Origin of the sequence: Aestuariivivens marinum (assembly GCF_022662175.1) — a bacterium.
Classification (GTDB): domain Bacteria; phylum Bacteroidota; class Bacteroidia; order Flavobacteriales; family Flavobacteriaceae; genus Aestuariivivens; species Aestuariivivens marinum.
Map to the genome: position 1 here is coordinate 171085 of NZ_JAKMCR010000004.1, position 13819 is coordinate 184903.

A 13819-nucleotide genomic window follows, 5' to 3' on the forward strand; every position below is an offset into this window, starting at 1 on the left:
TATTATTTAAGTGTAAAAAAATATTTTAATTTAAAGTGCTTATTGTTTATATTGCGCCTTCAATATTTATAGGTTGTTTAGAAGAATATTAGGTTAAAAAACATCTGTAATAATTAATGAATTTAATCACCAAATAAAGGCTAGTTTTAATGAAAATTTTAAAGAAAATTACTGTAATCGTATTGTTATTGTCTAACACTCTAATATCTCAAACTTTAGATCCTGTAATTGAAAATCCAGATGTTATTTCAGAAAATAAATTGGCAGCTAGGGCGTCTTTTTTTCCATTTAGTTCAAAAGAGATTGCATTAAAAAATGATCTAGAAGGAGCTGACAACTATTTATTGTTAAATGGAACATGGAAATTTAACTGGGTTAAATCACCTGAATTAAGGCCAGAAAAATTTTATTTAGATGATTTTAATGTGGATCAATGGGATGATATTAAAGTGCCTTCTAATTGGGAAGTAGAAGGTTATGGGATTCCCATTTATACTAACACAACGTATCCATTTGCTGTTAACAATCCTAACCCACCCGATATTCCAGATGGTTATAATCCTGTGGGGTCTTACAAAAGATCTTTTGAGTTGCCAACCCATTGGAACAATAAAGACATATTTATTCATTTGGGAGCAGTTAAATCAGCTTTTTACATTTGGGTAAATGGTAAAAAAGTAGGGTATAGTCAAGGTTCAAAATTACCAGCTGAGTTTAACTTAACAAACTTTGTTAAACCGGGTAAAAATACCATAGCTATGGAAGTGTACCGATGGAGTGATGGTAGTTATCTAGAATGTCAGGATTTTTGGCGTATATCTGGTATCGAAAGAGATGTTTATTTATATGCCAGACCAAAAGTTCATATTTCAGATTTTACGGTAAAATCAGGGTTAGTAAACCAATATATAGATGGTGATTTTGAATTACAAGTCGATGTTTCAAATGCCATTTCGAAAAAGTATAAAGGAACTGTTGAAATTGAACTACTGGATCTAGATAAAACTATATTTCAGTCGAATAAGAAAGTTGAATTCAATTCCAATACGTTAGCTGTTTTAAATTTTAAAACGGTTGTCCCAAAGGTAAAAAATTGGTCGGCAGAAGCACCAAATCTTTATACTTTAAATATAATTCTAAAAGATAAATCAGGTAATATTAAAGAAGTAATTTCGAAAAAAATTGGGTTCCGTAGCTCTGAGGTTGTTAATGGTAGGTATTTGTTAAACGGTAAACCCATACTCTTTAAAGGAGTTAACAGACATGAGACAGATCCTGAAACCGGGCATGTGGTATCGAAAGAAGATATGCTTAAGGATATCCAAATATTTAAAAAGTATAATATCAATGCTGTTAGAACCTGTCATTACCCAAATGACCCTTATTGGTATGAGCTCTGTGACCAATATGGCATTTATGTTATAGATGAAGCTAATGTAGAGTCCCACGGTATGGGGTATAACCTTAATAAAACACTTGCCAACAACCCTAAATGGTTAAAAGCGCATTTGGATCGAACAGAAAGAATGGTATTACGCGATAAAAACCACCCTTCAATTGTTATTTGGTCCTTAGGTAATGAGGCAGGAAACGGATACAATTTTTATAATACATATTTGTTAGCTAAAAAATTGGACAGTACTAGGCCAGTACAATATGAAAGAGCAGGTTTAGAGTGGAATACCGATCTATATGTGCCTATGTATGCTTCACCCGATTATTGTGAGAAATATGCAATTTCAGATGAAGACGAAAGATCCTTGATTCAATGTGAATATGCCCATGCTATGGGAAATAGTATTGGTGGTTTTAAAGAATATTGGGACTTATACGAAAAATACGATAAGCTACAAGGAGGGTTTATTTGGGATTTTGTAGATCAAGGGATTAAGACAGAAAAAAATGGTAAGACGATTTTTGCCTATGGTGGCGATTTTGGCCCAGAAGATGTACCTAGCGATAACAATTTCTTGAATAATGGATTGGTACAGCCCGATAGAAAGCCAAACCCTCATATAAATGAAGTTAAACACATCCATCAAAACATCAAATTTTATGAAAATAACATCAGTGAAGGGTTAATAGATATTAAGAACTGGTATTTCTTTAGGGATTTATCTAATTATAAATTACATTGGGAAGTTATAGGTAATGGTTTAGTAGTCGACTCAGGAAGCATTGATAATATAGATTGTCAACCTCAAAAAATAAGTACGCTTTCAATTCCATTCAAAAAAGATTTTAATGTAGGAATAGAATATTTTTTGAACCTAAAAGCTGTATTGAAAGAAGCAGAACCTTTGTTGGAACCTGGTTTTGAAATTGGGCATGAGCAATTTAAAATAAATGATGTTGAGTTTGCGTATAACGAACCTAATAATCTACCAAGTATTGAGCTTGAAGAAACTTCAAAAGCCGTGAATGTCATAGGAACTAATTTTGAAGTTTCAATAGATAAAACTTCAGGGACATTATCATCCTTTACTTTTAGCGGTAAATCTTTAATAGAAAAAGGAGGGGCAGTAAATTTTTGGAGAGCGCCCAACGATAATGATTATGGGGCAAGGTTGCAAAAAAGATACGCTGAATGGAAAATGGCCGGGAAAAATGAAACGGCTCAAGTAACTATTAAAGAAAACTTAAAAACTAAAATAGTTGTATCTAGTACCAAAGAGCTGTTTGGGGGAGATGCTATGTTTAAACAAGTTTATACAATTTATGGAGATGGTACAATTAACGTGTCCAATAATTTTGAAGCATTAAAGGGAGATCATACCAACATGTTTAAATTTGGTAACGAATGGATATTATCTAAAGACTTTAAAAATGTAGAATGGTATGGTAAAGGTCCTTTCGAATCTTATGCCGATAGACAGCATGCTGCTAAAGTAGGGCTGTTTTCAAGTTCTGTTTCTGATCTTTATTTTCCTTATATAAGGCCTCAAGAAAACGGGAATAGAGGAGGTGTTCGTTGGATGAAAATACTAACAGATGATGGGGTTTCCTTAAAACTTTTTGGAGATAAACCCCTCGATATTTCAGCTTTAAATTACAGTGTTGATGACTTGGATTCTGGAAGTGAAAAAGGCCAAAAACATGCTGGAGAACTTATTGCAAGGGATGAAGTTTATGTTAATATTGACGGATTTCAACAAGGATTGGGTAGTATTAATAGTTGGGGAGCATTGCCTTTAGAAGAATATAGATTACCATTCCAGTCCTATAGTTATTCTTATTGGGTTGTCCCTCAAAAAGATTAAGTACTCTTTATGTTAAATTTTATAAAATAATTATTGGCTTAAATGAAGTATATAGTTTGTGAAAAACCTGGTGAATTTCTTTTAAAAGAAAAGGAAGTTCCAACTAGGAAAGAAAACGAGGCCTTGTTGCAGATTAATAAAGTGGGTATCTGTGGTACAGATTTACATGCCTATGCCGGTAACCAAGCGTTTTTCACATATCCTAGAATTTTGGGACACGAGTTAGCATCTGAAGTTTTAGAGATAGGAGAAAACCCCAAGGGAATTAAAAAAGGGGATAAAGTCGTAGTAATGCCTTATGTGAGTTGTGGCAAATGTATTGCCTGTAGTAATGGAAAGACTAATTGCTGTACTAATATAACTGTTTTGGGGGTGCATGGTGATGGAGGTATGCAAGAACAAATTACTGTACCATACGATATCTTGTTGCCAGCTAATAATTTGTCAGACAACCAGATGGCTATAGTAGAACCCTTAGCTATTGGGGCACATGCCATAAGAAGGGCAGGTATAAAAGCAGGGGAGACCGTAGCTGTAGTGGGGTGTGGCCCCATAGGAATAGGTATTATGAAGTTAGCACAAATTGCAGGTGCAAAAGTTATTGCTATTGATATGAATAAGCAACGGTTAGAATATGCTAAAGAGAAAATAGGAGTTGAATATATTGTTGAGGCAGGAGAAAATACAGTTAATGAGGTTTCTGAGATAACTAATGGCGATTTATGTACGACGGTGTTTGATGCTTCAGGGAATAAGTTTGCATTAGAGGCATGTCCTGATTACATGTCTCATGGAGGCCGATTTGTGTTGGTAGGACTATCCAAAGGAGAATTGACCTATATCCATCCTAAAATACATGCAAAGGAAATGACTTTAATGTGTAGCCGTAATGCCACGGTTGAAGATTTTGAGCATGTTATTGATGTGTTAGATCAATTTCCAACCGATTCATTCATTACACACAATGTGGCATTTACAGAAATGATAGACCATTTCGATAGTTGGTTAAAACCAGAAACAGGTGTTATAAAAGCTACTGTAGATTTTAATTAATAGTAAAGGTTTTCAAATTTCTAATTTATAAACAGCTATAATTTAGCTAATAACTTGCTTAAAAGAAAGAGGTATTCAAAACATGAAGACATTAAATAGGGATAGAGAAAATGTTTTAACTTATACCGAAAGAATCATACAATTTGGAGAAGGTAACTTTTTAAGAGCCTTTGCCAATTGGATGATCCATGTAATGAATAAAAAGGCAGAGTTTGATGCAGGAGTGGTTGTTGTACAGCCCATAAAGGAAGGATTGGTAAAAATGTTGAACGACCAAGATGGTCTGTACACACTATATCTTAACGGACTTAAAAACGGAAAGGCTATTAGCGAACATGAAATAATTGATTGTATCCATAGAGGTATTAATCCGTATAAAGATTATAGTGCTTTTTTGTTGCTTGCCCAAAATCCAGATATTCGCTTTGTATTATCCAATACTACAGAGGCTGGAATAGCTTATAATGCAAACGATAAATTAGACGATGCACCTCAGGAAAGTTTTCCTGGAAAATTAACCGCTTTGTTGTATAAAAGGTTTAAAGCTTTTGATGGAGCTGCAAACAAAGGATTAATTGTTATCCCGTGTGAACTTATCGATAGAAATGGTGATAATTTAAAGAGAATAGTATTGCAATATGCCAATGACTGGAATCTAGGAATCGCTTTTGTAGATTGGATAGAGAACAGTAATATTTTTTGCAATACATTGGTAGATAGAATTGTTCCAGGATACCCAAAGGGTAAAATAGACAACGTAATAAAAGAATTGGGATACAAAGATAATTTAGTGGTAGAAGGGGAGCAGTTTCATTTATGGGTCATTGAAGGTCCAGAATCTATAAAGAAGGAAATTCCGGCTGAGATTTGTGGTTTGAATATTGTTTTTACTGATAATATGGAGCCATATAGGACGCGTAAGGTACGTATTTTGAACGGTGCCCATACCACACTTGTACCTGTGGGTTATTTATATGGTATCGATAAGGTTCGAGAGTCCATAGAAGACCATATAGTTGGCAAATTTTTAAAAGATGCTATTTTTGAAGAGATTTGTCCAACACTGGATTTACCAAAAGCTGAACTCAATCAGTTTGCAAATGACGTATTGGATCGTTTTCTAAATCCTTACCTAGAGCATGAATTGATGAGTATATCCTTGAATTCTATTTCTAAATTTAAAACAAGGGTACTACCCTCTATTCTTGAGTATATTAAGCGAAATGGAGAATTGCCTCGTAGGTTATTATTTTCGTTATCAGCATTAATTGCGTTCTATAAGGGTGAAAGGAACAATGATGTTATTCCGTTAAAAGATTCCCAATCTGTTTTAGAATTCTTTAAGTTACAATGGGCTAAAGGACATATTCCAACAATTGTTAAGGCAACACTTGAAAATCTTGAGTTTTGGGGAATGGATTTAACAAAAGTTGATGGACTGCAAAAAGCGGTCACTAATGGTTTAGAGCGTATTGTAAATGATGGGATGCACAAATCTCTTGAATCATTAACAAGTGAGCATATCCAAAATATTTAAATGGTTTTAAACACTTTTAGAAGACTAAAAAATTATTATCCTCAGAATATAAGCGTTTAAAAAGACAACGGGATTAATTGTTTACTAAAACAATCTTAGAAAATGTATTACTTTTTAAGATGTAAATACCAGAGGTTATTGAATTAGGAAATGTAAGTTTGGTACTAGAGTTGGATTCGCTAAAAGTTGAATTTAATATTGGTATTGATTTTCCTAAAACATCAAAAAGTTTAAACTCATCTAAAGCCTTTGTATTTGTTATATAGATTTCTTTATCTATTACTGGATTGGGGAATATTTTAAATTCGATATCAGAAGGTTCAGTTGTTTCGTGGCTAAAATATGGTAATGCAAAATAATAAGCGTTAATACCTACACTTTCTCCTATTATTCTGCCAGGAATATCATCAGCAGGAGGGTGAATACCACCCCAAATTCTTGATAAACTGGTTTGATCTGAAGCATCTCTGTATGTTGCCCACTGTAAGGTAATATCTACTGAGGGCCCTTTTTCAAAAGCTAAAAATTCATTCTTTTTAGCTACAAATTCACCCATACCTCCAGGAAAGAATTCATCACCTGTAATAAGCGTTAATACCTCTGCTGCTGCTCTAGAAAAAGTTGAGTGCCCAGAAACATACCCAGCAAAGGGAGGTGTAACAAATGATGGTCTTTGATAGGGCCACCAATTTTCAGCTAAGATCCAATCAACACCAGCTACATCAGTTTTAGAATTAATTATATAATCATGTCCTTTCCATGCCAATACTTTAATTTTTCCAATATTTTCATTATTGTGAAAAGCCAGTTGATCGTTTTCACCAACTAACTCGATAAACCCTTCTTTTAAAGGAATACCCCCAATATGGTAATTTGGTAAGTTTTCGTCTGTACTTTGACCCAAGCTACTCATATAACGAATTGCTGAAATAGGTCTGATGTAATCATACCAACCTTTAATTCCCCAAGCTGAAATGGCGGAATCGTGCATGGCACCGGAGAGAATAAAATAAGATTTGATATCCCATTCTAAAGGCTCCAAAACATCACCTTTGCCATTAAACTTTTTTATAAGCAGAGGATGATCATTCACATAATTTAAGATAGTAAACCAATGTCCTGGAGGTGTCTCGGAATCGGGTCCATCTGCCCAAAACTCTGCCAACACTCTGGCATAATCAGCCCTTGGAACTAATTGCGGTGAGTAAGGCTTACCTGTTATAGGATTTATGGAATGTCCTTGTCCAATATCACCCCCTTCTAATTCTTTGTAATAAGAGGGTAAATCGGCAAAATCATCTGAAAAAATATTGATATCTATGTTTCCGATATTGCCTGGTGAGATATCCCATATGACACCATCGGTTGGATCTAAATGGGAGCTCCAAAGCGATACCAATGAAAAGTTCCATTTGTATTGTTCGCTGGATTCGTTATTAGAATAAATGTTTAATTGAGGTGGTGTTCCCGGGTCATGATATACATGATAGTTATTACCATCCCTTTGAAAAGTCAGTTTATCTTCTTCTTGTAAAGCAAAAGGTGATACATTACCCCATTCGGGACCCAAAAACTTGGGTGTAGATCCATTAATTAAATTACCACTTTGGTCAATAAACGTATTAAAAGTAAGCGGTTGCCAACGGTTAGGGTCATTTATCCCATCACTCAACCCAGAAACGGCTAAATCTAAAGGGGGATTTACGGGTTCGTAATAGCTATATTCATAATCTAAAGCTTCTTGTGATCCATCACTATATCCATAATCAATAACAGTTTTGGCTATATAATTGCCCAATGCAGCGGCATTGCCAGATATATAGTCTATGGAGGTTTCTTCTAAATTGTATCCTAATTGAGACATAATTAAGTCAAACCGCGATAAACTTTCTTCAGCTCCTGGAGAATTTAAAAACCTATGTTTCAATAATCTATATGCAGTATAACTTAATGCTTTGTCAACAGAGTTGTTTCCAAATTCGTTGGGTGTAAATCCTTTAAATTCATTTTTGAATCCATTAACCGTATTACCAATTAAATAAGGCTTTGCTTTGTTGGTGTATATTGCCCAAGTGTCAAATAACGCCATGGAAGTATGAAACAAATTTCTGGCATGTACATTGGGTCTTGCATAATCATTTCTTATGGCTTCCAATAGTGCTTCATTCCATAAACGTGCAATAGAAATATCATTATGAGCTCTTGTTATATTTAATGATATCTCCAGTTCAGAACTTTGACTATTGCAAAGTTCACTTATTTCAGTAACTATAACTTTTCCCGTGGCTTCTAGCCCCCATTTTACACTAATTTGACCAGTCCCTTGACCAGAGATAATCTCACCTCCTTCAACACGCCAAGATGCTGTTGAATTACTTCCTAAAGAATATGTATAATTGGCTATTTGATGAAATCCCGATTGTGTAGGTCCAGATATTAAACTGGAATTTAAATATTCACAACTATTATCATGTATTGTAGCTTCTGGATTGTAGTTACAAGAAAGAGGATCTGTACAACCAACTATTTTAATGCTTGGCCTAATATCTGTAATTTCAAATCCCTGGTTTTCAGTAAATTTTATGGTTGTATTTGATTCAAAATGCTGATATGACTCTAAAATTCCAGAAGGCCATTTGACCAAGATTTCATTTATGTTTGAGATGTCTCCTAAGCCAAAATGAATTGGTTTTAAACTTTGTGATAAAAAACTAATACCATTGTAATAACGTTTAAAGTCTCCTTTATCCGTTTTAACAGTTATAATAGTTCCTATGGCGTCTTTGTTGGAAATGGTTCCTTCTAATGAAATTTTCAACCAATTAAGGTTAGATTCCTCAAACATATTTATGGTCTTATTTTCGTAAAAGAAAATTTCCTTGTCGTTATTGGTCACTAAAATATCTAGGTCGCCATCATTATCATAATCAAATGTTGTACTGCTTATACTTTCTCCAGCTTCATTTAAATTTGAAGCTTGTGAAGCATCTATAAACCCACCACCCATTTCTTCAAGTTCATTTTTAAAATATTTATTAAACTGTGGCCCTGTATTATTAAAGCCGTTTACAACAAAAAGGTCTTCATCACCATCGAGGTCAAAATCTTCAAAAGCAGTATCCCATGCCCATCCAGTATTTTTAATGTTTTCTTCTTCAGCAACATTAGTGAATGTTAAATTTCCATTGTTTTTAAATAATGCATTTGAATTAATAGTGGTAACATATATGTCGAATAAACCATCTTTATTATAATCTCCCATGGCCACTCCCATATCATTGAATGAGTAATCCAACCCATATGATGCTGCAGCTTCGGTTACTGTAGCTCCAGCATTGTTAATGAAAAGGTCATTTGGAGTCTGAAAATCATTTGTGATATAAATATCTATCCAACCATCTTCATTGAAATCAAAAGGAAATGCTAGATAGGATCTTTCAGGAGAGTTGTTTAGTCCAAATGCTTCGGTAACATTATTGAAAGTTCCATCACCATTATTAATGTAGAATGTGTTTTGTCCACACAGTTCCCAATCGGAAACAAATAAATCAAGATAAGAATCATTATTAAAGTCGAACCAAGAAGCACTCGTATTCCAACATCCGTTCTGCCTATCAATGCCAGCTTCTATAGTAGTTTCAACAAAAGTACCATTTCCTTCATTGTGAAATAGTTGCACTTTATACAAATAGGTTAGAAATAAATCGGGATAACCATCATTGTCGTAGTCTCCCCAAGAAACACCATATTTAACACCATCTAGCGATGGGTTTTCTTCACTGTATTCACTTGCTGGAAATAAATTTGTCAGGCCCGATTCTAAGGTAACATCCGTGAATGTTCCATTATCATTATTTCGAAATAGTTTGCTATGGGTTTTTTCTATACCAGAGAGATCTTTTCCTTTTGCAACAACAAGAATATCCAGATCGTTATCACCATCATAGTCTGCAACTGCAGCGCCATTGTTTTCTTCAAGTACTTTTAATCCAGTTAAATGATCAATACGTTCAAAAACTTGTGAAAAAACAAGATTCTGACTACAAATTGACCATAAAAGAAAATTAAAAACAATTTGCTTAAATCGCATTGTAAACAACTAGCAATTATTAATGCTAAATTAATTTTTAGAAAAAGGATTCATACTTAAATCCTTTCCATTGGTTATTAATTTGATCTTTTACTTTTTAAAGATCAACTTTAAAGGCAAAAGACTGTAAAAAATTTTATAGCCTTCAATATCCTTTTTTAAAAATGACTAACCAAGACCAATTATAAACGATTCTTTAAAGCAAATTAAATGGAAACCGTTTATAAATCAAACCATTTTTTCACCAATTCCTTTTCTACAGGTTGGGCAGAATTATGAACAAAATCATTTTTAATGGGATCATATTTATAATCCTTAGCCCAATGCTCAATGTTTTTAGAAAGATCCACCAACGAATTACATACAAATTCTAATTCTTCATTGGTCATGGTAGGATGTATTGATAAACGCACCCAACCAGGCTTTTCGGTATTGCATCCCTCAAGAATTTTTTGTTCTATGGCTTTTGAGGTTTGCTGATCCACATTTAACAAATAATGCCCATAGGTACCCGCACAGGAGCAGCCACCTCTAGTTTGGATGCCAAATCTATCGTTAAGAAGTTTGACTACCAAATTAAAATGATAATCTTCAAAATAAAATGAAAAAATTCCCAGTCTATTCTTGTGATTTGGAGCCAAAATTTTCACACCATTTAAATTCTCTAAGGTTCTGAAGATTTGAGTGTTAATTTCTTCCTCTCTAGCTTTAATGGCTTCAGTTCCCATTTGCTCTTTTAATTGTATGGATAAAGCTACTTTTATAGTTTGTAAAAATGCTGGGGTACCACCATCTTCCCTTGTTTCGAAATCTTCAAAATAGTCACGGTCGCCCCAAGGGTTTGTATAACTAACGGTGCCTCCACCAGGATTGTCGGGAACCATGTTTTTATATAATTTTTTATTGAAAATCAATACGCCTGAGCTGCCCGGTCCACCTAAAAACTTATGAGGAGAAAAGTAGATCGCATCCAAATACTCATCTTCATTATTTGGGTGCATATCAATATCAACATAAGGTGCTGAACACGCAAAATCTACAAAACACAAGCCATCATATTTGTGCATTAATGCCGCAATTTTGTGATAATTGGTTTTTATACCCGTTACATTAGAGCATGCCGTAACCGATGCAATTTTAATAGGCCTATTTTGGTATTCTTTTACAGTTTTTTCAAAGTTCTCCATACAAATAAGTCCCTCTTCATTACTGGGAATTACCACAACATCTGCAATAGTCTCCAGCCATGAGGTTTGATTGGAGTGATGCTCCATATGGGAAATAAACACTACCGGTTTTTTCTCCTCGGGTACTTGCGTATAATCCTTTAGGTTTTCAGAAACTTTCAAACCTAAAATACGTTGGAATTTATTTACCACACCGGTCATTCCAGAGCCGTATGTAATTAACATATCATTGGCGCTCGCATTGACGTGACGCTTTATAATATTTCTAGCTTCATGATATGCCAATGTCATTGCCGCACCAGAGGTTGATGTTTCAGTATGGGTATTGGCCACAAAAGGCCCCATTTCATTTAGTAACTTTTCTTCAATAGGTTGATACAATCTTCCGCTTGCTGTCCAATCTGTATAAATTAGCTTCTGCTCTCCATAAGGGGATTTAAAAGTTTGGTCTATACCTACTATATGTTTTCTGAACTGTTGAAAATAATTTTCTAAAGTTGTATCTGTTTTTACAGAATTGGAATTATTGTTTTGGATTATCTGCTTCATAGTTCTAATTATAAATAACCTCTCCGGTTGATTTTCGGAGAGATCCTAATCAATCAAAAATCACCATCAATTTTAACTAATTACTAAAAAAGAAATACTCATTAATGGTAAAACTTTAATACTTTTTTTATTCTTTAAAATTTTGAATACCTTTATTTAACCAATCCAAATACTCCTGTACGTTAGGGTTATATGCTTCGGGTTCTATAAGATTATTTTCCTGATGATCCATTAAAATGTACATAGGTTGTGAATTGGATTTATATTTTATGGTTTGTAGTTCGCTCCATTTCTGACCAATATATTTTAATTTCTTTCCAGGCTTTAATTTGGAATCGACGATCTCATCACCTGATAATTTTCTTTTATCATCAACATAAAGGGAAATCATAACAATATCGTTTTTCAATACCGATAGTACTGCTGGATCAGACCATACGAATTGCTCCATTTTTCTACAATTAACACAAGCATGACCAGTAAAATCTATCATAACTGGTTTACCTACTTTTTTGGCATAGGCTAAACCTTTGTTGTAATCATGAAACATAATGATACCGTGTTCGCCAACTTCCCCACCTGCAGCTAAAGCATCGTCAGGAACATAACTTGTAGAGCTTGTACTTCCCGTCTTGGTAAAGCCCACTCCATAAGGAGATTCACTGTATTTCATAGGAGGTGGAAACCCACTAATAATCTTTAGGGGAGCTCCCCAAAGACCAGGGATTAAATAAATGGTAAAGGTTAAAACAAGCAATCCTAAGCTTAATCGTCCTACAGAAATATAGGTCACTGGAGAATCATGGGGTAACTGGATTTTTCCAAACAAATAAAAGGCCAACGCACCAAAAATAGCTATCCATATGGCTAGAAATACTTCTCTTTCCAAAAGATGCAGTTGAAGCACCAAATCGGCATTGGATAAAAACTTAAAGGCCAGTGCCAGTTCTAAAAACCCAAGTACTACTTTTACCGTATTAAGCCATCCACCAGATTTTGGCAATGAATTCATCCAACCCGGGAAGGCAGCAAATAATGTAAACGGCAAAGCAATGGCCAAAGAAAAACCAAGCATTCCAATGATGGGGCCTAGGGTATTGCCTCCAACGGCAGCTTCAACAAGTAAAGTGCCTACTATTGGACCTGTACATGAAAAGGAAACAATGGCCAAGGCCAAGGCCATAAAGAAAATACCTATTAGACCGCTACGGTTCGATTGTGCATCTACCTTATTGGCCCACGATTGAGGCAAGGTAATTTCAAAAGCACCTAAGAAGGAAACAGCAAAAACAACTAATAACAAAAAGAAAATAATGTTGAACCATACATTGGTAGATAGGGCATTCATGGCAGCTGGACCAAAAATAGCACTTACTAGCCATCCTAGTAATACATAGATAACTACTATTGATATACCATAGAAAATCGCATTTCTAATGCCCTGTGCTTTTGTCTTACTTTGTTTTGTAAAAAAGCTAACAGTAAGTGGGATCATTGGAAATACACATGGAGTCAACAATGCAGCAAACCCTGAGAAAAATGCAATGATGAAGATAGCCCATAAGCTTCTTGATTTGGATTTTTCTGAACCTGTAGCGTTTACTGATTCTGTTGTAGTAATGGTTTCGGTCTTTTGGGGGCCTTCATTAGATAATTTTGGACTATCGTCTGTATTGGTTTCAGCAGATGCATTTGATGTACCTATTTTAAAAGATAAGTCCACCTCTGTTGGGGGCAAACATCTTACGTCGTCACAGACCATAAACTCTACAGTTCCCATAACCTTAGTAATTTCTCCAATAACCTCTATCTTTTGTTTAAAAGTAGCCTTGTTTTCAAAGAATTTGATTTTCATATTGAATACGGGATCATCAACGGTGTGTCCTTCTTCTTCTGTTGTATTACCAATAACATTAATCTTTCCCTCCTGTTGGTCATAGATAAAGGTTGTTGGAATTGGACCATCTTCTGGCACATCTTGCGAATATAAGTGCCACCCCTTATCTATGGTTGCCGTACTTATAAGGTAATATTCTGAATCGGAAATTTTCTCTACTGAAGTAGCCCATTTTACCGGCTCAAATATTTGGGCATTGAAAACTGAAACTGAAAGTAAAAAAAGTAAAAGAAGTGATTTTTTCAT

6 protein-coding genes are annotated in these 13819 nt (G+C 34.6%); 3 read left to right on the top strand and 3 right to left on the bottom strand.

Going from position 1 to position 13819, the window contains the following annotated elements; all coding sequences use genetic code 11:
• The first annotated feature begins 149 nt into the window (after positions 1-149).
• The 3 genes from MR053_RS11410 (at position 150) to MR053_RS11420 (ending at position 5850) form a co-directional block, all read left to right on the top strand.
• Positions 150-3260: a glycoside hydrolase family 2 TIM barrel-domain containing protein gene (locus tag MR053_RS11410; RefSeq protein ID WP_242132563.1), complete on the top strand. Its 3111-nt coding sequence runs from the start codon at positions 150-152 to the stop codon at positions 3258-3260.
• Between the two features lie 42 nt (positions 3261-3302).
• Positions 3303-4313, top strand: coding sequence for a zinc-binding alcohol dehydrogenase family protein (locus MR053_RS11415; RefSeq protein WP_242132564.1), 1011 nt, complete (start codon positions 3303-3305; stop codon positions 4311-4313).
• 82 nt (positions 4314-4395) lie between these two features.
• Positions 4396-5850: a tagaturonate reductase gene (locus MR053_RS11420; protein ID WP_242132565.1), complete on the top strand. Its 1455-nt coding sequence runs from the start codon at positions 4396-4398 to the stop codon at positions 5848-5850.
• Between the two features lie 73 nt (positions 5851-5923).
• Here the strand turns inward: MR053_RS11420 and MR053_RS11425 are convergent, their stop codons facing one another.
• From MR053_RS11425 to MR053_RS11435, 3 genes are all read right to left on the bottom strand, one after another.
• Entirely contained in the window at positions 5924-9940 is a 4017-nt protein-coding gene (locus MR053_RS11425; RefSeq protein WP_242132566.1) for an FG-GAP-like repeat-containing protein, read from the bottom strand.
• Between the two features lie 221 nt (positions 9941-10161).
• Positions 10162-11676: an aminotransferase class V-fold PLP-dependent enzyme gene (locus MR053_RS11430; protein ID WP_242132567.1), complete on the bottom strand. Its 1515-nt coding sequence runs from the start codon at positions 11674-11676 to the stop codon at positions 10162-10164.
• A gap of 127 nt (positions 11677-11803) precedes the next feature.
• Positions 11804-13819: a protein-disulfide reductase DsbD family protein gene (locus MR053_RS11435; protein ID WP_242132568.1), complete on the bottom strand. Its 2016-nt coding sequence runs from the start codon at positions 13817-13819 to the stop codon at positions 11804-11806.